This window comes from Gilliamella sp. W8126 (assembly GCF_016102185.1).
Lineage (GTDB): Bacteria > Pseudomonadota > Gammaproteobacteria > Enterobacterales > Orbaceae > Gilliamella > Gilliamella apis_A.
Genome location: NZ_JACFPE010000006.1, coordinates 99867 through 121694 on the forward strand (window position 1 = coordinate 99867; position 21828 = coordinate 121694).

Consider the following 21828-nt stretch of genomic DNA (forward strand, 5'->3'; position numbering starts at 1 on the left):
TTCGATATGTCTAAACAACCATTGTTATCAGTTGGCATGGCAGCGACCATGCTAGCTCAGTTTTTTTCAGCCTTTGCTGACAATGCAATTTTTTTTGCTATTCTTGCTTTTATTAAGCAGCTCCATTATCCAGAATGGAGCCAATCAGCATTGCAAATCGGTTTTGTAATTCCTTTTATCCTTCTTTCTCCTTTTGTTGGTCAATTTGCTGACAGTATGTCGAAAGGCAAAGCGATGATGATTGCAAATGGCGTTAAATTATTAGGTGCAGCGATTATCTGCTTAAATATCAATCCATTTTTAGGCTATTTTTTAGTCGGTGTTGGCGCAGCCGGTTACTCACCAGCAAAATATGGTATTTTAGGAGAACTCACTTCCGGCGATAATTTAGTTAAAGCGAATGGCTTAATAGAAGCGTCAACCATTGCAGCTATTTTGCTTGGTTCACTTGCCGGTGGCCATATTGCTGATTTAGATATTACTTTAGCGTTGCTTACTTGTGTTGTTATGTATGGACTAGCGGTAATAGCAAATATTTTTATTCCCAAATTACCTGCTGCTCGACAAGATATTGAGTGGAAGTTGATAAGTATGATAAAAGATTTCGCTAAAACCATCAAAATCATCTTCAATAATAAACAAGCCCTTTATACTTTACTTGGTACCAGTCTATTTTGGGGGGCAGGCATTACTCTGCGTTTCTTATTAATCAGCTGGGTACCAATTGTTTTAGGTATTACCGACAATTCAACTCCAACGAATCTAAATGCTGTTGTAGCAATAGGTATTGTTATTGGTGCGGCATTGGCTAGTGCTTTGGTTTCAATTTCGAATACATTACGTTGTATTCCAGCTGGGATATTAATGGGATTTGCCGTCATCGCATTCACGTTACAAAGTAATATGATTAGCTCTTATATATTATTAGTTGTGATTGGTGCATTAGGCGGTTATTTTTTAGTGCCATTAAATGCACTAATTCAAAAAATTGGTAAAGAGCTTGTCGGTGCCGGAAGTGTTATTTCAATACAGAACTTAAGCGAGTATAGCGCAATGATGATTATGTTAAGTGCTTATACCTTAGCTGTCGCTGGTGGATTATCAGTCATTACAATTGGCGTCGGTTTTGGTATGCTATTTGCTATTCTTATTGCTTTTGTATGGTTAGGATTAAAATCACATGCCAAACATTAATTTATCGGCTATGGTCACCGAAAATCGCAACAATGCGAGCGAAAATATTGACTGCGCATCCACAATTGAAATTCTGCAAATTATCAATAATGAAGATAAACAAGTGGCACTCGCAGTCGAAAAACAACTTACCTACATCGCTAATGCCGTGGATGCAATCAGCAATGCATTCCTAAATCATGGCCGTTTAATCTACCTTGGAGCTGGGACCTCGGGGAGATTAGGTATTTTAGATGCTAGCGAATGCCCACCCACTTATGGAACCCCTCCAGAACAAGTCATTGGTCTAATTGCTGGCGGTAAACCTGCCATATTTAAAGCTGTCGAAAATGCAGAAGATTCCCCCGAATTGGCAATTAATGATTTAAAACATATTAATTTTAGTGCTAAAGATATTTTAGTTGGTATCGCTGCTAGTGGGCGCACACCTTATGTTATTGGAGGCATGCAATATGCAAAATCACTTGGCGCTACAGTGGTAAGTTTATGTTGCAACCCTAATGCACCAATGATTAATTTGGCTAATATTGCTATTACTCCTATTGTCGGAGCCGAAGTCATTACCGGTTCATCAAGAATGAAAGCCGGCACTGCACAAAAGATGATCCTCAATATGTTAACAACAGCCAGTATGATTAAAATCGGTAAAGTGTATGGTAATTTAATGGTTGATGTTGAAGCCACTAATGCTAAGCTTGTTGAACGGCAAATATCAATTGTTATGCTAGCCACCGATTGCAACCGAGATACAGCTATAACAACGTTAAATCAATGTAATCAACATTGTAAAACAGCTATTTTAATGATTCTTGCCGGACTAACCGCTCAGCAAGCAAAAACAAAACTCGAACAAAATAATGGCTTCATTCGTAAAGCATTAGTACAAAATAATACCTAATTTATTCTCTTATTACGCTGTAGCCTTAGAAAGCATGACATAATTTTAATATGTTAGTTAAATGAAGATTATTTAATCAGTTGACAATTATTGTTATTAATCTTTGATACAGATCAAGGTAATAGCTTATGTTGTTAACTAAAATAAAATTACTTTGCTTTATTTTATTAACTTTATATTAGCAATAATATAAAAACCTAGGAGGTACGTTATGGTTGGAATTATCCTAGCAACTCATGGTGAATTTGCTGAAGGTATTTTACAATCAGGGACGATGATATTTGGCGAGCAAGAAAACGTTAAAGCCGTTACCTTGCACCCAAGTGATAGTCCAGAAAGTTTAAAAGAACGGATGCTAGCAGCAATAGCTACTTTCGATAACCAAAATGAAGTACTGTTTTTAGTTGATTTATGGGGTGGAACACCATTTAATCAAGCCAATACACTCTGTGGCGAACACCCAAATTGGGCTATCGTTGCTGGCTTGAATCTTCCTATGCTGATCGAAGCCTATTCATCACGTTTATCCATGGATAGTGCCAAACAAGTGGCTACAGCAATTATAGAGTCAGCTCAGGAAGGAATTCGAACAACTGTTGAAATTGCGGCTAAACCACAAGTAAACAACCAACAATCAAATACTATCCCAGAAGGTACCGTGTTAGGTGATGGTAAGTTGAAAATAGTATTAGCTCGTGTTGATTCGCGCTTATTACATGGTCAGGTGGCGACGTCTTGGACTAAAGCCACAAATCCTAATCGGATTATCGTGGTTTCCGATTCAGTAGCCAAAGATGAATTACGGAAAAAACTAATTGAAGAGGCGGCTCCTCCTGGAGTTAAAGCCAATGTCGTGCCAATTAAAAAGATTATTCAAGTTGCCCATGATCCGCGTTTTGGCAATACCAAAGCCTTATTACTGTTCGAAAACCCTGAAGATGTACTGCGTGCTTTAGACGGTGGTGTCGATATTGAAACATTAAATGTGGGTTCAATGGCACATTCAGTTGGCAAAGTAATGGTCAATAAAGTGTTATCAATGAGCGCTGAAGATGTTGATGCATTCGAAAAATTGAAAGCGAAAAATGTGAAATTTGACGTTCGCAAAGTGCCTAATGATTCAAACGATAATATGGATGAATTATTAAAAAAAGCGAAACAAGAATTAGCTGAACAAAAATAGTTTAATTAAGGGGTTATTATTATGACTTTATCAATTGTTGCTATCATTCTAGTGATAGTTATTGCTTTTTTAGCCGGGATGGAAGGTATTTTGGATCAATTCCAATTCCACCAACCATTGGTTGCTTGTTCCTTAATTGGTCTGGTAACAGGTAATCTAGAAGCTGGTGTCGTACTAGGTGGATCATTACAGATGATTGCATTAGGTTGGGCAAATATTGGTGCCGCTGTAGCACCTGATGCCGCTCTTGCTGCTGTCGCTTCATCGATTATCTTAGTGCTTGGTGGTCAAGGTGTTGCAGGTGTATCAACTGCGATTGCCGTTGCCATTCCGCTTGCTGTTGCCGGCCTATTTTTAACTATGATTGTGCGAACGATTGCCGTACCTTTAGTACACTTAATGGATGCCGCAGCTGAAGAAGGTAATATTCGCAAAATAGAATGGCTACAAATGTTAGGTGTTTGTTTACAAGGTCTACGTATTGCTATTCCAGCTGCTGCACTATTATTTATTCCTGCTGAAGCCGTCAAAGAAGCATTAAACGCAATGCCTGAATGGTTAACAACTGGTATGGCTATTGGTGGTGGAATGGTTGTTGCCGTTGGTTATGCCATGGTAATCAATATGATGGCAAACCGCGAAGTTTGGCCATTTTTCATTATCGGTTTTGTGGTTGCAGCAATATCACAATTAACTTTGATTGCACTCGGTGCCTTAGGTATCGCTTTAGCACTGATTTATATAAACCTTTCTGAACGTGGTAATTCATCAAGTGGTGGAAGTAAAGGCGATCCACTTGATGATATTTTGAATGATTACTAGGAACTTGGAGAAGAACATGACAGATCGAATTCAATTAAGCAAAAAAGACCGTTTAGCGGTAGCTTGGCGTTCAACTTTCCTCCAAGGTTCTTGGAATTATGAACGTATGCAAAATGGTGGTTGGGCCTATTCAATGATTCCCGCTATCAAAAAATTATATACTACAAAAGAAGACCGTTCAGCGGCTTTGAAACGCCATTTAGAATTTTTTAATACTCACCCTTATTTAGCATCACCAGTACTAGGTGTAACTCTAGCCTTAGAAGAAGAACGAGCTAATGGTGCACCAGTTGATGATGTTGCAATTCAAGGGGTAAAAGTGGGAATGATGGGACCTTTAGCCGGTGTAGGTGATCCTGTGTTCTGGTTTACTGTTCGTCCAATGCTAGGCGCACTTGGTGCATCACTCGCCCTAAGCGGTAACATTTTAGGACCAATTTTATTCTTCTTATTTTGGAATATTATTCGTGGGAGCTTTATGTGGTTTACCCAGGAATTCGGGTATCGTACTGGTTCAAAAATTACCGATAATTTAGGTGGTGGTTTGCTACAAAAAATCACCAAAGGTGCATCTATCTTGGGGATGTTTGTACTAGCAGCATTAGTGCAAAGATGGGTTTCAATAAAATTCCAACCAATTGTATCAACGGTTAAATTAGATAATGGTGCATTTATCGATTGGAATTCCCTTCCAGCTGGTGCCGAAGGTATTCACCAAGCATTGATTCAAATGCAAAGTGGATTGGCGCTTAACCAAGAAAAAGTCACTACTTTACAAAATAACTTAGATCAGTTAATACCTGGACTAGTGCCATTATTATTAACTTTCTTATGTATGTGGTTACTTCGTAAAAAAGTATCGCCAATTTTAATTATTCTTGGACTATTTTTAGTCGGTATTTTGGGTCACGTTGTCGGTCTTTTATAAAAATAATCGTTTTGACTAAAAAAATTGAGGAGAGTACTTTTTAAAGCAAAAATTGTCGCTTTCCTCAAACATTAATCACCCTTTTTTCAAAATAATCAAAAAAGGGTGTAATGAGTAACTCAAATTTGCATAAGGGATACAAACAACTAAATGGTTCAGTCATTAAATAGCAAAATAGATTTAACAGTAAAAGCGACAGCTTTTTCAGGACTTTCAGAATACGGTCATATTATGATTGGCGATAAAGCGTTCGAATTTTATCATCAGCGAGATCCTCGCAAATATATTCAAATACCTTGGGAAGAAATCGATTATGTCATCGCATCGGTATTTTTTAAAGGAAGATGGATATCACGTTACTCTATACAAACCAAAAAAGATGGTACATTTGCATTTGCATCTAAAGATCCCAAACAAGTATTAAGAGCTATCCGAGTATATGTTGATAGTCAGAGAATGGTTAAATCATTAGGTTTTTTTGATGTTTTAATTCGCGCATTTAGGCGTAAAAAGCCTTAATTATTGGGCACACAGCTATTTAAAAGGCTAACTATCGCAATATTATAATTCAGCTAATTAGCCAACATAACTTAAGCTTATTATCTATAATATAAATTGGTTAAAAGATTAATTTATATTCATTCATAACAAAACTTGCCAATAACCAAATCCACCACGCTTTTTCACACTCAATCAATCATTGCACTTTTTGCTAGAAAGAGTATAATTCTGGGGCTTTGATTTTGTCCATGTTGGGCAAAAGAAAGATTATTTTTTAATTTAAGAGGATGTTATGGTAACTATTCGTTTAGCTCGTGGTGGCTCTAAAAAGCGCCCTTTTTATCAAGTAGTTGTCACTGATAGCCGTAACCCACGTGATGGTCGTTTTATTGAACGCGTTGGCTTTTTTAATCCAATTGCACAAGGTAAAGCAGAAGAATTACGTTTAGATCTTGATCGCGTAAATCATTGGGTTGGTTTAGGTGCAACTGTTTCTGATCGTGTTAATGCATTGATCAAACAAGCACAAAAAGCTGCTTAATTAAGTAATAGTAACTGTGATGATGAATACTGAGAATCTAATTGTTGTGGGTAAACTTGGTTCAAGCTACGGCATTCGTGGATGGCTCAGGATTTTTTCGTTTACAGAATTTCCAGATAGTATTTTTGATTACAAACCTTGGTATATCCAGCGTGCTGGTAAATGGCAAGAAGTAGTCGTTGAGAGCTTTAAACCTCATAATCAGGACATGATTGTTAAACTCAAAGGCGTTGATGATCGCGACCAAGCTAATGCGTTAACGAATGCTGAAGTATTTGTTGATGCTGAGAAATTGCCTGAACTAAATCAAGGTGATTTTTATTGGAAAGATTTGATTGGCTGTCGAGTAAAAACAGTTAATGGTTATGACTTAGGTCAGGTAACTGATTTAATGGAAACCGGTTCTAATGATGTATTGGTTGTTAAAGCAAATCTAAAAGATGCATTTGGAGCAACAGAACGTTTAATCCCTTTTGTTGAAGAACAATTTATTAAACAAGTTGATTTAACAACAAAAATGATTGTGGTCGATTGGGATCCTGCATTTTAATTGGTAAGGTAAGAATATGTGGATTGGCGTAATTAGCCTTTTTCCCGAAATGTTCCAAGCTATTACCTGTTATGGCGTAACTGGTCGAGCCGTTAAAAATGGGCTGTTAACAGTAGATTATTGGAACCCGCGCGATTTTGCGCATGATAAGCATAAGACTGTCGATGATAGGCCTTATGGTGGTGGTCCAGGCATGTTAATGATGGTACAACCACTTAGAGATGCGATTCATGCAGCCAAAGCTGTAGCAGGTGAAGAGACTAAAGTAATCTATCTTTCTCCACAAGGGCGCAAATTAAACCAACAGGGAGTTTGCGAGTTGTCACAATATCAAAAATTGATTTTGATTTGTGGACGATACGAAGGTATAGATGAACGCGTTATCCAAACCGAAATTGATGAAGAATGGTCAATTGGGGATTACGTGTTAAGTGGCGGTGAATTACCGGCGATGACAATGATTGATGCATTAGCAAGGTTTATCCCTGGCGTGTTAAATCATGAATCATCAGCAGAAGAAGACTCTTTTGCTAACGGTTTACTTGATTGCCCACACTATACTCGTCCAGAGGTGTTAGATGGAATGGCGGTGCCCGATGTATTAATGTCTGGTCACCATGAAGCGATTCGTCGTTGGCGATTAAAACAATCACTAGGACGAACTTGGTTGAGAAGAGAAGATCTTCTTGAAAATCTAGCTCTGACTGATGAAGAGCAACGTTTACTCACTGAATTCCAACAGGAATATAATGATAAACCGAGCCAATAATATTTCAGTATAACTAGTAAGAGACAAAATTATGAAAAATGCAATTATTCAGCAATTAGAACAAGAACAAATGAAAAAAGACATCCCGTCTTTTCGCCCGGGTGATACGGTAGAAGTTAAAGTATGGGTTGTTGAAGGTAACAAAAAACGTCTTCAAGCATATGAAGGTGTAGTTGTAGCAATTCGTAATCGTGGTTTACATTCTGCATTTACAGTACGTAAAATTTCGAATGGCGAAGGTGTTGAACGAGTATTCCAAACTCACTCACCAATTGTTGATTCAATTACTGTGAAACGTCGTGGTCAAGTACGTCAAGCTAAACTTTACTACTTACGCGAACTTCGTGGTAAAGCAGCTCGTATCAAAGAGCGCCTTAACTAATTCCAATTGGTTCATATTTAATAAACTAATTAAAATATATCCAATTAAAATGGTCACCTTTATGGTGACCGTTTTTATGTGTATAGTAAATGTTCATTCCCGCCAACAATCGTTGACACAATTCAAGTAATATCTAAATGATATAAAAGGTAACATAATGGATAACTATCTTGTTGAGATTCTTGCCACCACAACCAAGTTATTCGCATTGATGACGCCACCAGCAGTGTTAAGTGCATTTTTAAGTGGTACCAAACAATATGATGAAGCACAACGTCGCAAAATAGCATTAAAAACATCTTGTGCAGTATTTATTATTGGTATTGTGCTATTCTTTTTTGGTAATGCCATGTTTAGTGTGTTCGGTTTTACACTCGATGCGTTTAGAATTGGCTCGGGAGCATTATTATTTATTACCGCTGTTGCTTTAATGAATGATTCACCGGAAAAAAATAAAATTCATAGTGACGATGATGATATTAGTGTCGTACCACTAGCAATACCATTATGTATGGGGCCGGCATCAATCGGTACAATTATTGTAATGGGCACAAGTTCAGTTGGTATTATGCAAAATTTGATTGGTGCAATTTCTCTACTAATTGCCTCTAGTGGTATTTATGCCATGCTATTATGCGCTAAAAGCATTGCTAAAGTATTAAAAAATACAGGTATTGCTATTCTATCAAAACTAACGGGGTTATTAATATCGGCTATTGCAGCGCAAGTGGTATTTACAGGTGTCTCCGCATTCTTAAAATAATTTGGCTAACAATAGGTTAGAAATAGAATTTGTGTATTGTCAGCAAATATTAATATTTGATTGTATGTAATCACCGATAATTAATCATTAGGTGATTACATATATAATGAATATGATTAATCTATTTGGTTATCCAACTTAACTTTTCGTTTTTTAAAAAAGTAGTATGTACTCAAGATAACAAAAATTAAGATTACCTCAGATAATAAAATAAAATGTCCTGATTCACCAAACCAGACCCCAACAATAATAACAATGTTAACGGTAATAGATATTATCGCTAACCAAGGAAATAGTGGGGATTTAAATTTAATCATATCTTTACTATATTTACCTTCATTTACTCCTTTCCGAAATTGATACTGACACCAAGCAATAATAATCCAAGCAAAACAACCAACTTGCCCAGTACTTGCTACTAAATAGAGGTATAATTTTTCAGCTGCGATATACTTAGAAAATAGCGAAACTAAAGCAATAATAGCAATAAACAATATTCCTTTGGTTGGCACGCCACGTTTATTCACTTCTGAGAAATATTTTGGTGCTAAATTATCCTGAGCCATCGACCATAACATTCTAGAACTAGCATAAACTGCCGAATTAGCAGCCGAAATCGCAGCACAAAATATAACGAACAGCATTGCATACGATGCAAAGGTTATCCCCGCTTTATTGAATACCCAAACAAATGGGCTAATTTCATCATGTGTTGTACCATAGGGATATACCAGTGCTAACACGGCTATTGCTAACACATAAAACAAAATTATCCGAAACGCCACACCGGTGATAATTTTAGGCAAAACAGTTTGGGGTGATTGCGCTTCACCTGCGGCACTACCAATTAATTCAACCCCCTGAAATGAATAAGTCACAATAGTCATACAAACAAAGATTGATAAAAATCCATTAGGAAACCAGCCCTGCTCTGTCTTAAAAGTTGGTAACACATGTGTTTGATTATATTGTTGATAAAGTAGATATATACCAACTGCTATAAACGTAATAATGGCTAATACCTTGATTGTTGAAAACCAATATTCACTTTCACCAAAAGCTCGAACAGAGGTTAAATGAACACAAGTGATAACGGTTAGAATAATTAGACTAAGAATGTAGATAGGAATAGAGGAAAAAACTTGATGAGCAATCATAGACGCCGCTGTTAAGTCAGCAGCCATAGATAGTACCCAGCTTAACCAATATAACCAGCCAATAGTATAACTCCAAATAGGATGTGGAATAAACATTAATGCATAATGCTGGAAAGACCCTGCATGAGGGAATGCGCAAGAAAGTTCACCTAAGCAAAGCATGGTAGACAGCATAATACTGCCGGCAAGTAGATAAGCGATAATGGTCCCTAAAGGCCCAACAGTGCTAAGTGGCGCTGCAATACCAATAAATAATCCTGTACCAATTGAACCACCTAATGAAATCATCAATAAATGACGATTCTTTAAGTTTTTCTTTAAAGTACTGGGATAAGGACTTTCTTGAGGTTCTGATGTTGCCATGTAAACCGCCTAGTAATCAATAATAGCTGCTGGTTGCCCAGCAGCAGTTATATATTAATAAACAAATCGTTTTTCTACGCCGTTGGTTTGGCAAGCCATAAGCAGAGCTGTGTAATCAAGCTCAAAAACGATCATATCGCCAACTCGCAATGTTTCAGAAACATCTTCAATATCAACGATAGTATGATCACTCGTTTGACCTAATACCGTAATGTTATCATTTACCGGTACACAGTTTTCCGCCGGCACATCTTGACGACCAAAAGCAAGCAAAGCTCGTTTACGAGTACCGTGATCAACAAAAGTTTTGCTGTTCAAAAAGGCATCAACACCTAATTCACCAACAGGCACGGTAGGTTTACTATTAAGTTCGATAACTTGTGCATATAATTTATACATGTCACTACAAGCTTTCTCGACCGGTTTGTTTGAGTGATGAAACTCATCAAGATATTTCATATCGACATACTCAATACCAAACTCATGTAAACCACCAATACGGATGTGATTTAGTCCTTCTGGCCAGATCCCTTTATCAAGCAGATGGTAACTAGTACAGTTACCAGCAGATAGATATTTGATCTTGATATTACAAGCTTCTTCAACTTTGCGTGCTATGTGTAAAAAATCTACGCCATTTTTCACTGTCGGTAGCACAGTTCCATAGCAGTTAAAGTTAGTACCAAGCCCATAAAGCTCAACACCGGGTAAAGAAAGGATCAGTTTGACCGTTTCAATAATATCGTCTACATGTTCAAACCAAATCCCTTCGCGTAAATCCCCCATATCCACCATTAATAAAACTTGATGGACTTTTTGCTGTTTTACCGCTTCATCAGAAAGTGCTTGAATAACTTGTTTTTCACTATTTAAACTGATATCAGCATACTTAACAACTTCACTGATTTCACTTAAACAAGGGCTGCGTAATAGGCAAGTTTTACAATTTAATGCATCTTTAAGTTTCTTCAAATTGTAGGTTCTTGATTCAGCAATAACATCAATACCACCATCAAGCACTGCTTTGGCAGTTTCAACGCAACCATCAAAAACTTTATTTACAGCCATAACTTCAATGCCGTGTTTAGCTAATAGCTCTTTTTCAACACGAGCATTGTCTTTTAATTTACCTAAATCAATTTCTAATATAGGTTTGTACATAAATTACTCCTCTATATCTTATTGTTGTTGCAAGCGATTACGTTTTTGTGCGCGATGGTATATCCATTCAGCTAACACAATTGCAAGCACTGCACCACCAACAATTTTAGCGATATACTCAACATATCCACCCATATCAATTTGTGCTGGTGGAATAAAGACTAAGATCACCGCAAATAATGTAGATAAGAATCCTAAACCTGGTAAAACAATTGGTAATACTTTACCTGGGATCTTAAAGCTACGTGGTACATCAGGTTGAGTAATACGTAAACGATAATAGGCAATAAACATTACTAAGTAAGGAATAAAATAACAAATGGTTGTTAATGCGGTTAACATCCAATATGCAGCAGCAATACTTGGCGATACAAATGTTGAGAAGCAAAGTACCGTTACAATTATCGCTTGGATAACTAAAGCAAATGCTGGTGTTTGATATACTGGATGTAAACGACCAATACGTTCACCAAGTAAGTTATCTTCTTTTGATGCTTCTTGTAACATATAGATAGGACCAACTAACCATGAGTTAATTTGACCTAATGCACCAAAGAATAAACAGATTGCCATTACAGGTAATAACCAAGGCATATTTAATTCTTCAGCGGCAGCTTCCATCGCTTGCATTACACCGGCAACAATATCAGTATCAGCAGCAGGTAATAAAGTATTAATTGCCCAAGTTCCGATCATATAGATACCTACAATAACAATTGCAGATACTGCCATTGCTTTAGGGAAGTCTCGTTGTGGATCACGAGTACGGCCTGCAATCATTGGTGCAACTTCAAGTCCAGCAAAAGCGAACATCATGCTTGATAAAAATACAATAGTGTCCCAGCTACTTAAATCCGGAATCCAATCACTAACATGGCTATAATCAGTTGCCATTGGATGACCAGTCATTAACCATACAATAGCTAATAACACGATAATACCAGCAGGAATAAATACCCCTAACCATGCACTAACACTGTTAATGATTTTAGTCCATTTCATCCCTTTGATATTCATTAATGTTAAGATCCAGAATACCACCATAGAGCCAACACCAATAAACACCTGATTTTGTGCTAATTCAGGACTAAACATGTAACCAATTGCAGTAAAACCAAATTGCAACATGAGTGGGAAGAAAAGCACGCATGAGAATAGGAAACAAACGACTACTATCCAACCAATTCGTTTACCAAACGCTTCTTTTACCCAGACAAATATCCCACCATCTTTAGGCCAACCAGTAGAAAGTTCGCCACAAACCATAGCTAATGGGAAAAACAGACAAAATGCAGCAAGTAGCCAAAGCACCATTGCTGACGCTCCATAAGGAGCAACATTAGGAATTTGACGTAAACTTAGAATCGCAATGACATTCATAAACACAATGTCTTTAATACCAAGTAAACTTGAATCTTTAGAATCACTCATAAAATAACCTCACATTATAATATCTGGGGCACTGAGTGCCCCAGATAGCTCATGATTAATACACGTCGTATCCAACCATATCCTCGTAAGTATCTTCACGGCGAATCAATCGGTCTTTGCCTTCTTTATCAATCATAACAACAGCCGTACGTGGGCGATTGTTATAAACCGTTTGGCTTTCGATGGTATAAGCACCAGCATCAAGGAAAGCAATGATATCGCCAATCTCAGTGTCTTTAGGTAATAAGAATTCTTCACCTTTAACACCAACATGGAAATAGTCACCACCATCACATAATGGACCAGCTAATTTAATGTATTCATCATGTTGTTCAGTAATTTTTGATGCATCATATACATAGAAGAACCAATCAAAATGTTGACTATCAGATAATACGCTATAACCTGCGTCAACAAATTTCCATTCAACATGTTCTTCGATGTTACCATCTAAATCGTAGTTAGTTTTACGTTTTTCACAAGCAACTTCAGTTAAAAGTACACCTGCTGAACCGGTAACTTTACGACCTGGTTCGATGCAGATTTCAACGTCTTTACGCCATTTATGTACTTCACTAATTACCGCATCAGCGAAATCTTGTGCTGTAATACCTGCATACATGTTGTCTTGTAATGGGTTACCATTTTCATCATCATATTTATAAGGAACAGGAATACCACCACCGACGTTGATTAAATCAAATTTAATGCCTAAAACTTCTTCTAAACGGCGTGATTCATCAACTAATACTTTAGTCGCTTTAGCAAATGGTTCCGCTTCTGGCACTTGGTCACCCACGTGCATATGTAAACCACGTAAATGTACATAAGGCATTTCAAGAATACGACGACAAGTTTCTTCAGCTTGTTCTAAATCAATACCTGATTTAGCATGATAAGCAGTAACTAATTCTGCATGAGTAGCAGATGGAACATTTGGCTCAACACGCACACAAACATTAGCCATTTTTTTCAAACGACGAGAAATTTCATCGATGATATCTAATTCATATAAGCTATCAACGTTGATGATATAAAGATCATTTTGAATAGCAAATTCTAAATCTACCGGTTTTTTAACTACACCATTGAAAACAATTTGGCTACCAGGGAAACCAATTTCTAAACATTTACGCACTTCAAACATTGAGTTCGCTTCTGCATAGATACCCGCATCTTTAATCGCTTTAAGTACCCCCATTACTGAACATGTTTTTGACGCATAGAAAATTTTTGTGTTTGGATGAGCTTTAAACGAATCTTTGATTTCCTGAATATTACGATCGATTTCTTTTTCAGAAAATACATAGAAAGGTGTTGGATATTTCTTTGCTAATTCTTCCAAATTCACACCATCAAAACAAAGTTTGCCGTTTTGCGCACTAAAACGACGATCTTTTGTTATTAGATCGGTACGTAATTTGTTATAATTTGACATAATTGTGTCGGACATATGACCTCCAGTTAATTAGTACATAAAAAAGGTAAGTAAAAAGATTACTCACTTACAATGCAATCAACGTGCCAACTTATAAAAACACAAATAATCAATATCTTAACGAAATAATTACAAATAAAATACTAGTCATTTAGTAAGAAATATGGTTTTCTGACGAAAATTTGTCACTATTTTTATTAATACTTGAAAGATATTTAAATCAACGCTAGCTATACTTAGCAATAATCCAATTTTAAAAAGGTTTTAGAATCATGATAATTGATCCTGAATTATTACAAGCATTGGAAATATTTAAACATTTTTTTGATTTAATACATCAGCCAATGGCTATTATTGATAAAGAAGGTAAATATATTTACTACAATCAGGAAAGCGCAGAACTTGATGGCTATACAATGGAGCAAGCCATCGGTAAACCAATGCTTAAAGTTTACCCTAATTTGAAAAAAGAAGATAGTACTATGCTACAAGCTTTACAAGGTAAAGAATATCAAGATACCTATCAAACTTACTATAATCATGTGGGTAAATTAGTTGATTATCAACACACAACTGTACCGCTTTATAATCATAATAAAGAAATTATCGGCGCAGTTGAAATAGGTCGAAATATATCCAATGTTCGGCAGTTGCAAGATCAGGTTTTTCGCCTTAATAGAAAGTTATATCACAATAAAGAACAACCGCTACCGGAAATTGTTTTTGCGTCGAAAAAAATGCAAGAGGTTATCGATCAAACTAATATTTTAGGTAGTAATGATGTTCCGGTATTAATTGTTGGTGAAACTGGTACAGGGAAAGAGCTATTTGCTCGCTTAATTCATCAAACCAGTCAACGCCGAGATAAAGCATTCATTTCACTAAACTGTAGCGCTTTACCAACCACATTGATTGAAAGTACTTTATTTGGGACGGTTAAAGGAGCCTTTACCGGTGCTGAAAATCGTCAAGGTTATCTCGAACTGGCCAATGGCGGAACCTTATTTCTTGATGAACTCAACGCTATGCCTCTTGAAATGCAAAGCAAACTATTACGCTTTTTGCAAGAAAAAACCTATTGGTCTTTAGGTGGAAATAAAGAGAAATATGCTGATGTACGAATTGTAGCGGCGATGAATGAGTCTCCAGCGGAATTGTTAAAAAGCGGTAAAATGCGCAGTGACTTATTTTATCGATTAAATGTTGGTTTAATCAAACTTCCAGCCTTACGGGAAAGACAAGAAGATATCCCTGTATTGGCACGATATTTTATCGATAAACATAAAACTGATGTCAATATAGTGATCACCGGTATCAGTGAACATGCGTTGCAGCAATTAATGTCAGCACCGTGGCCAGGCAATGTACGAATGCTGGAAAATGCGATTGTCCGTAGTATGGTATTACAAAATGAACCTGGTGAATTACAAAAAATTATTCTCGATGAAGAACTATTTGATATTCATAGTCCTTATCCACAAGATCAACTTGAAAATAAGATAGAAAAACCAAGTATTAACGAGTTAACGGGTAATCATAATCTAATCGAACAAGTTGAACATTATGAAAAGCAACTTATCATTGATGCATTAAATCAAGCCAATGGTAAAATTATTACTGCAGCAAAATTACTCAATATCTCACGAACGACATTACAATATAAAGTGAAAAAATATCATATCCAAATGGGTGTTATTGATAATTGATTATACTTGACTCAAGGCTTGGGCGCAGGCAAATGCACTGCTCCAAGCCCATTGGAAATTATAACCACCAAGCCAACCAGCGACATCAACAACCTCACCAATAAAATAAAGATTAGGCTGTTTTTGTGCTGCCATGGTTTTTGAAGATAACGCATCGCAACTCACTCCGCCTAAAGTTACTTCTGCGGTACGATAACCTTCCGTTCCATTTGGTATTACATTCCATGTTGTTAATGTCTGATACAGCGCTTGTTGCTGAGTAGGTGTTAACTGTTTAACAGTTAAATCAACAATCAAATTTAGTTGTATTAATGCTTCAATTAACCGCTTAGGTAATATTTGTGCTAAACAATTTTTGAGACTTTGATTACGATTATTATCTAACAGAGGTTTAAAATCATCCTCAAAGTTAAAGTCAGGCAATAAATTGATCGTGATGGCTTCTCCTGCTTGCCAATAACTGGATATTTGTAAAATAGCTGGTCCAGATAATCCTCGATGGGTAAATAATAGATTCTCTTTAAAACTAATGCGTTCATTCGATACTTCAACTGATAACGCAATTCCTGCTAACGTCGATAACACAGCTAACAAAGGTTTATGCAAGGTAAACGGCACTAGCCCTGCTTTTACAGGCACCACTGGGATAGAAAATTTTTCAGCAATTTTATAGCCAATAGCGGTCATACCAAGTGCAGGCATCGATTGTCCACCCGTTGCCACAATTAATTTATCAGTATAAACACAACCCTGTGAAGTAGATAACTTAAATCCTTGTTGCTCTTCATTAACATCTTCAAGTTGTGTTTTTAACATAAATTTAACTTGTCCTTTTTGGCACTCTTTGACCAACATGTCGACAATATCGTGCGCTGAATTATCACAAAATAGCTGACCATGATCTTTTTCATGATAGGCAATACCATATTGATTAACCAATTGGATAAAATCCCATTGGCTAAACCGTTTTAGAGCAGATTTACAAAAGTGACGATTTTCAGAAATATAATGATTTGCTTCGACATTAAGATTGGTAAAATTACATTTACCACCACCAGACATTAAGATTTTACGACCTAATTTTTTACCGTTATCAATGACAGTAACATCATGACCTTGTTGTCCCAACAGACCAGCACAAAAAAGCCCTGCAGCGCCAGCACCTATAATTGTAATTTTAGTTTGCATATTTCATCTATAACCAATAATCGATAATCTATTATAACAGCATAAATCTGGTGATTATAACTCCCTGATTTTGGAAAAAATCAGCAAATATAATCAATTTTTATAGCTAAAAAACCCCTTTCCTCAAACTTTTTTTAATCAGATATTAATTCTTATTATGAAAAAATTTTTAAATTAAATAGCTTTAATCTTAAAAAAAATTTAAAACCAATAAAAACAATTAGTTAACACAAGATATAAGCTTCATTAATATATATGGGTTAAGTGATTAAAATATTGACTTATAAATAATATTTATTTGACCTAAAACCTATTTTTAATTACCTTCACACCTAATATGGGATTAATGCCTATACCTTCACAAAAAATAATAACGATGAATTTGAGGCAATGATATGTTATATAACCAGCATCATGAAAAAGATAACTGCGGATTTGGTTTAATTGCTCACATTGAAGGGCAACCAAGTCACAAAGTGGTGCGTACCGCAATTCACGGACTTGCTCGTATGCAACACCGTGGTGCCATATTATCGGATGGTAAAACCGGTGATGGCTGTGGTCTTTTAATGCAAAAACCAGACCGATTTTTCCGATTAGTCGCCGAGGACGCAGGTTGGCGCTTAGCCGCTAATTATGCCGTTGGCATGCTATTTTTAAGTCAAGATGAAACAGAAGCTCAAGCTAGCCGTAAAATTGTCGAAGAAGAGCTAGCAGAAGAAACCTTATATGTTTTAGGTTGGCGTGAAGTACCAATTGATAAAAGTGTGCTTGGTGAAATCGCACTCTCATCATTACCAAGAATTGAACAAGTATTTGTCAATGCACCTGCTGGCTGGACTAAGATTGATTTAGAACGTCGCTTATATATGGTTCGCCGTCGTATTGAAAAACGAGTGCAAGATGATACGTTTTATGTCTGTAGCTTTTCAAATCAGGTTAATATCTATAAAGGCTTATGTATGCCGAAAGATTTACCTCGATTCTATTTAGATTTAGCTGATATTCGTATGGAAACAGCAATCTGTTTATTCCATCAACGTTTCTCAACCAATACTGTACCGCGTTGGCCACTTGCACAACCATTTAGACATTTAGCCCATAATGGTGAGATCAATACTATTGAAGGTAATCGGCAATGGGCAAAAGCGCGATCTTACAAATTTAAAACACCATTGATTCCAGATCTACAAGATGCGGCACCGTTTGTTAATGTCACCGGTTCTGATTCAAGCTCACTAGATAATATGCTGGAACTATTTTTAGTTGGTGGTATGGATATTGTCCGTGCGATGCGTTTACTCGTGCCACCAGCATGGCAAAACAATCCAGATATGAATGAGGATTTACGAGCTTTCTTTGATTTTAACTCCATGCATATGGAACCATGGGACGGTCCTGCTGGTATCGTTATGTCAGATGGTCGTTATGCTGCATGTAACTTAGACCGTAATGGTTTACGTCCCGCTCGTTATGTTATTACTACAGATAAACTCATCACTTGTGCTTCAGAAATCGGTATTTGGGACTATCAACCAGATGAAGTCGTCACCAAAGGGCGAGTTGGTCCGGGCGAATTACTGGTAATTGATACTGAAGAAGGTCGAATATTACAATCTTCAGAAACCGATAATGATCTCCAAAAACGTCATCCATATAAAGAATGGATGGCTAAAAATGTGAAACGTCTTATCCCATTTGAAGATCTTCCTGATGATGATATCGGTTCTCGTGATTATGATGATACATTACTAGCAACTTACCAAAAACAATTTGGTTATAGTGCCGAAGAGCTCGACCAATGTATTCGAGTTTTAGGTGAAAACGGTCAAGAAGCAACTGGCTCAATGGGCGATGATACACCATTTGCCGTGTTATCAAGTCGTCCACGCTTAATTTATGATTACTTCCGACAAAAATTTGCTCAGGTAACCAATCCACCGATAGATCCATTACGCGAAGCACATGTCATGTCACTATCGACTAGTATCGGCCGTGAAATGAATGTATTTGCCGAAGCAGAAGGCCAGGCACATCGGGTTGCATTTAAATATCCAGTATTGGTTCATTCTGATTTTAAACAATTAACTACTTTAGAATCACGTTATTACAAATCAGAAACGCTTGATATCACATATGAAATTGACGGCAGTTTACGTGACGCAATTGAACAATTATGTGGTGATGCCGAAGCAAAAGTACGTGCAGGAACAGTATTACTGATTTTATCAGATAGAAATATTGCCCCTGACCGTTTACCGATCCCTGCGCCAATGGCGGTCGGTGCCGTACAACAACGTTTAGTTGAAAAGAACTTGCGCTGTGATGCCAATATCATTGTTGAAACAGCAAGTTGTCGAGATCCACATCAATTTGCCGTGTTACTTGGCTTTGGTGCAACAGCAATCTATCCATATTTAGCCTATGAAACCCTAGCTAAAATGGTAGATAATGGAACTGTGAATAAGTCTTATCGAGAAGCAATTCTTAATTATCGCAATGGTATTAATAAAGGCTTATACAAAATCATGTCCAAAATGGGCATTTCAACAGTTGCCTCTTACCGCTGTTCTAAACTATTTGAGGCCGTAGGTCTAAATGAAGAAGTGGTTGAACTTTGCTTCCAAGGAGTAACTAGCCGTATTAGTGGTGCCAATTTTGATGATTTCGCTCAAGATCAGTTCAATCTTTCTAAGAAAGCATGGCTACGGCGTAAACCATTAGAACAAGGTGGCTTGTTGAAATTTGTGCATGGCGGTGAATACCATGCTTATAATCCTGATGTAGTACAATCACTACAAAAAGCGGTAAATAATGGTAATTATGAAGATTATAAGCGCTATGTAGATATCGTAAATAATCGACCAGCTGCAACCTTGCGAGATCTGTTAAAACTCAATCCACCTGAAAACGCAGCTATCGCACTTGATCAGGTGGAACCAGAAGAGTCATTATTTAAACGATTTGACTCGGCAGCTATGTCAATTGGTGCATTAAGTCCAGAAGCGCATGAATCATTAGCCGAAGCCATGAACACCTTAGGTGGCTTTTCTAACTCAGGTGAAGGCGGAGAAGATCCAGCTCGTTATAACACAATCAAAGTATCACGTATTAAACAAGTTGCCTCTGGCCGATTTGGTGTAACACCAGGTTATTTAATGAGTGCTGATGTTATTCAAATTAAAGTTGCTCAAGGTGCAAAACCGGGCGAAGGTGGTCAATTACCTGGCGATAAAGTCACCCCGTATATTGCAAAATTACGTTTTTCTGTACCGGGTGTAACATTAATTTCACCGCCACCACATCATGATATCTATTCAATTGAAGACTTGGCGCAATTGATTTTTGACCTAAAACAGATTAATCCAACCGCAATGATTTCGGTTAAGTTAGTTTCTGAACCGGGAGTAGGTACTATCGCAACCGGTGTTGCCAAAGCCTATGCTGATTTAATCACTATTTCAGGTTACGATGGCGGTACGGGAGCCAGTCCGTTAACTTCGGTTAAATATGCCGGCTCACCATGGGAGCTAGGTTTAGTTGAGACCCAACAATCATTAGTTGCTAATGGTTTACGTCACAAAATACGCTTACAAGTTGACGGTGGCCTAAAAACTGGAGCAGATATTGTTAAAGCGGCAATTTTAGGTGCTGAAAGCTTTGGTTTTGGTACTGGACCAATGGTTGCATTGGGTTGTAAATACCTCCGTATTTGTCATCTTAATAACTGTGCAACCGGTGTTGCAACTCAAGATGAGAAGTTACGTAGTGATCATTATCATGGTCTACCGGAAAAAGCGATGAACTATTTCCGTTTTATTGCACGTAATACTCGTGAAGTTATGGCCGAACTAGGCGTTAGTCGAATCGTTGATTTAATCGGTCGTACTGATTTACTTCTTGAACTTGATGGTATTACTGCAAAACAACAAAAATTGGATCTATCAAGCTTGCTTGAAACGGCAACCCCAATAGAAGGCAAACCGGTTCACTGTATTGAAGACAATAAACCATTTGATAAAGGTGTGCTGAATAAAGAGATTATAACCCAAGCACAACAAGCTGTGGATAATCGTCAAAGTAAAAGTTTCTACTTTGACATTCAAAATACCGATCGTTCTGTTGGTACAACTTTATCTGGTTATATTGCTAAAAAATATGGCGATCAAGGCTTAGTCACATCCCCTATTTCCTTGAATTTTAACGGTACTGCCGGACAAAGCTTTGGTGTATGGAATGCAGGCGGAGTTGATTTAACGCTGACTGGCGATGCCAACGACTATGTTGGTAAAGGCATGGCTGGCGGTCGTATTGTCATCCGTCCACCACAAGGTTCAGCATTTTTAAGCCATGAAGCAACCATTGCTGGTAATACCTGTTTATATGGTGCCACTGGCGGTAAATTATTTGCTGCTGGCCGAGCAGGTGAACGTTTTGCAGTGCGTAACTCTGGCGCGATAAGTGTGGTTGAAGGCATTGGTGATAATGGCTGTGAATATATGACTGGCGGTATTGTCTGTGTTTTAGGTAAAACAGGCGTTAACTTTGGTGCAGGTATGACCGGTGGTTTTGCTTACATTTTAGATACTGATGGCGATTTACATAAGCGAATCAATAAAGAGTTGGTCGAAATGTTAGATGTTGCTGACTATTCAATTCATGAAGAACACTTACGTGGTTTAATTATGGAGCACGCACAACTAACCCACTCAACTTGGGCTGAAGAAATATTAGCTAATTGGGAAGATTTTGCTAAACAATTTGTATTAGTTAAACCAAAATCTAGCGATGTTAAAGCATTATTAGGTCACCGTAGTCGCTCAACAGCTGAACTACGTGTTCAGGCACAGTAA

At 37.2% G+C, this 21828-nt stretch carries 17 protein-coding genes and 2 pseudogenes; 14 read left to right on the forward strand and 5 right to left on the reverse strand.

Annotation, left to right across the window (positions count from 1 at the left end):
- Positions 1–6: 6 nt before the first annotated feature.
- The 12 genes and pseudogenes from lplT (at position 7) to H3S74_RS10545 (ending at position 8531) form a co-directional block, all read left to right on the forward strand.
- A complete protein-coding gene (gene lplT, locus H3S74_RS10495) occupies positions 7–1194 on the forward strand; it encodes a lysophospholipid transporter LplT (protein WP_198247846.1) in 1188 nt (395 codons plus the stop codon).
- Positions 1181–2092 carry an N-acetylmuramic acid 6-phosphate etherase gene (gene murQ, locus H3S74_RS10500; RefSeq protein ID WP_232354890.1) on the forward strand — a complete coding sequence of 304 codons (912 nt, stop codon included), beginning with the start codon at positions 1181–1183 and terminating at the stop codon, positions 2090–2092. Before lplT ends, murQ begins: the two co-directional genes overlap by 14 nt.
- A gap of 211 nt (positions 2093–2303) precedes the next feature.
- Positions 2304–2670, forward strand: a pseudogene (locus tag H3S74_RS12725) (PTS sugar transporter subunit IIA); the annotation flags it as partial.
- A gap of 65 nt (positions 2671–2735) precedes the next feature.
- Positions 2736–3275 (forward strand): annotated as a pseudogene (locus H3S74_RS12730) (PTS system mannose/fructose/N-acetylgalactosamine-transporter subunit IIB); the annotation flags it as partial.
- 21 nt (positions 3276–3296) lie between these two features.
- On the forward strand, positions 3297–4097 hold the full coding sequence (locus H3S74_RS10510) for a PTS mannose/fructose/sorbose transporter subunit IIC (RefSeq protein ID WP_110448515.1): 801 nt from the start codon (positions 3297–3299) through the stop codon (positions 4095–4097).
- A 16-nt stretch (positions 4098–4113) separates the two neighbouring features.
- Entirely contained in the window at positions 4114–5025 is a 912-nt protein-coding gene (locus tag H3S74_RS10515) for a PTS system mannose/fructose/sorbose family transporter subunit IID (RefSeq protein ID WP_110448516.1), read from the forward strand.
- Between the two features lie 150 nt (positions 5026–5175).
- Positions 5176–5544 carry a DUF956 family protein gene (locus H3S74_RS10520; protein WP_198247847.1) on the forward strand — a complete coding sequence of 123 codons (369 nt, stop codon included), beginning with the start codon at positions 5176–5178 and terminating at the stop codon, positions 5542–5544.
- Between the two features lie 274 nt (positions 5545–5818).
- Positions 5819–6067, forward strand: coding sequence for a 30S ribosomal protein S16 (rpsP, locus tag H3S74_RS10525; protein WP_034900786.1), 249 nt, complete (start codon positions 5819–5821; stop codon positions 6065–6067).
- 19 nt (positions 6068–6086) lie between these two features.
- Entirely contained in the window at positions 6087–6617 is a 531-nt protein-coding gene (rimM, locus tag H3S74_RS10530; protein WP_086320463.1) for a ribosome maturation factor RimM, read from the forward strand.
- Between the two features lie 16 nt (positions 6618–6633).
- Positions 6634–7386, forward strand: a complete 753-nt coding sequence (gene trmD / locus H3S74_RS10535; RefSeq protein ID WP_198247848.1) for a tRNA (guanosine(37)-N1)-methyltransferase TrmD — start codon at positions 6634–6636, stop codon at positions 7384–7386.
- 31 nt (positions 7387–7417) lie between these two features.
- A complete protein-coding gene (gene rplS, locus H3S74_RS10540) occupies positions 7418–7768 on the forward strand; it encodes a 50S ribosomal protein L19 (protein ID WP_025314641.1) in 351 nt (116 codons plus the stop codon).
- Between the two features lie 157 nt (positions 7769–7925).
- Positions 7926–8531, forward strand: a complete 606-nt coding sequence (locus H3S74_RS10545) for a MarC family protein (protein WP_065613828.1) — start codon at positions 7926–7928, stop codon at positions 8529–8531.
- A 116-nt stretch (positions 8532–8647) separates the two neighbouring features.
- Here H3S74_RS10545 and H3S74_RS10550 read toward each other — a convergent pair whose 3' ends face one another.
- The 4 genes from H3S74_RS10550 to lysA are packed head-to-tail and all read right to left on the reverse strand — an operon-like array spanning position 8648 to position 14096.
- Entirely contained in the window at positions 8648–10051 is a 1404-nt protein-coding gene (locus tag H3S74_RS10550) for an amino acid permease (RefSeq protein ID WP_198222131.1), read from the reverse strand.
- Positions 10052–10105: 54 nt separating this feature from the next.
- Complete coding sequence (locus H3S74_RS10555) at positions 10106–11212, reverse strand: alanine/ornithine racemase family PLP-dependent enzyme (protein WP_110448519.1); 1107 nt, start codon at positions 11210–11212, stop codon at positions 10106–10108.
- An 18-nt stretch (positions 11213–11230) separates the two neighbouring features.
- A complete protein-coding gene (locus H3S74_RS10560; RefSeq protein ID WP_086362971.1) occupies positions 11231–12643 on the reverse strand; it encodes an APC family permease in 1413 nt (470 codons plus the stop codon).
- Positions 12644–12698: 55 nt separating this feature from the next.
- Positions 12699–14096 (reverse strand): diaminopimelate decarboxylase, encoded by a 1398-nt coding sequence (gene lysA, locus H3S74_RS10565; RefSeq protein ID WP_086362972.1) that lies wholly within the window; start codon positions 14094–14096, stop codon positions 12699–12701.
- Between the two features lie 254 nt (positions 14097–14350).
- Here lysA and H3S74_RS10570 point away from each other — a divergent pair, with 254 nt between their 5' ends.
- Positions 14351–15787 (forward strand): sigma 54-interacting transcriptional regulator, encoded by a 1437-nt coding sequence (locus H3S74_RS10570; protein WP_181414698.1) that lies wholly within the window; start codon positions 14351–14353, stop codon positions 15785–15787.
- Here the strand turns inward: H3S74_RS10570 and H3S74_RS10575 are convergent, their stop codons facing one another.
- Positions 15788–16975, reverse strand: coding sequence for an NAD(P)/FAD-dependent oxidoreductase (locus H3S74_RS10575; RefSeq protein WP_198247849.1), 1188 nt, complete (start codon positions 16973–16975; stop codon positions 15788–15790).
- Between the two features lie 395 nt (positions 16976–17370).
- On the opposite strand from H3S74_RS10575, the gene gltB reads away from it, so the two are divergent.
- Positions 17371–21828 carry a glutamate synthase large subunit gene (gltB, locus tag H3S74_RS10580; RefSeq protein ID WP_198247850.1) on the forward strand — a complete coding sequence of 1486 codons (4458 nt, stop codon included), beginning with the start codon at positions 17371–17373 and terminating at the stop codon, positions 21826–21828.

Coding starts and splice junctions, on each gene's coding strand:
- H3S74_RS10515 (WP_110448516.1), top strand. CDS start 4,114: ATGACAGATCGAATTCAATTAAGCAAAAAAGACCGTTTAGCGGTAGCT.
- murQ (WP_232354890.1), top strand. CDS start 1,181: ATGCCAAACATTAATTTATCGGCTATGGTCACCGAAAATCGCAACAAT.
- trmD (WP_198247848.1), top strand. CDS start 6,634: ATGTGGATTGGCGTAATTAGCCTTTTTCCCGAAATGTTCCAAGCTATT.
- lysA (WP_086362972.1), bottom strand. CDS start 14,096: ATGTCCGACACAATTATGTCAAATTATAACAAATTACGTACCGATCTA.
- gltB (WP_198247850.1), top strand. CDS start 17,371: ATGTTATATAACCAGCATCATGAAAAAGATAACTGCGGATTTGGTTTA.
- rplS (WP_025314641.1), top strand. CDS start 7,418: ATGAAAAATGCAATTATTCAGCAATTAGAACAAGAACAAATGAAAAAA.
- H3S74_RS10575 (WP_198247849.1), bottom strand. CDS start 16,975: ATGCAAACTAAAATTACAATTATAGGTGCTGGCGCTGCAGGGCTTTTT.
- H3S74_RS10545 (WP_065613828.1), top strand. CDS start 7,926: ATGGATAACTATCTTGTTGAGATTCTTGCCACCACAACCAAGTTATTC.
- H3S74_RS10520 (WP_198247847.1), top strand. CDS start 5,176: ATGGTTCAGTCATTAAATAGCAAAATAGATTTAACAGTAAAAGCGACA.
- H3S74_RS10510 (WP_110448515.1), top strand. CDS start 3,297: ATGACTTTATCAATTGTTGCTATCATTCTAGTGATAGTTATTGCTTTT.
- H3S74_RS10555 (WP_110448519.1), bottom strand. CDS start 11,212: ATGTACAAACCTATATTAGAAATTGATTTAGGTAAATTAAAAGACAAT.
- H3S74_RS10560 (WP_086362971.1), bottom strand. CDS start 12,643: ATGAGTGATTCTAAAGATTCAAGTTTACTTGGTATTAAAGACATTGTG.
- rpsP (WP_034900786.1), top strand. CDS start 5,819: ATGGTAACTATTCGTTTAGCTCGTGGTGGCTCTAAAAAGCGCCCTTTT.
- rimM (WP_086320463.1), top strand. CDS start 6,087: ATGATGAATACTGAGAATCTAATTGTTGTGGGTAAACTTGGTTCAAGC.
- H3S74_RS10550 (WP_198222131.1), bottom strand. CDS start 10,051: ATGGCAACATCAGAACCTCAAGAAAGTCCTTATCCCAGTACTTTAAAG.
- lplT (WP_198247846.1), top strand. CDS start 7: ATGTCTAAACAACCATTGTTATCAGTTGGCATGGCAGCGACCATGCTA.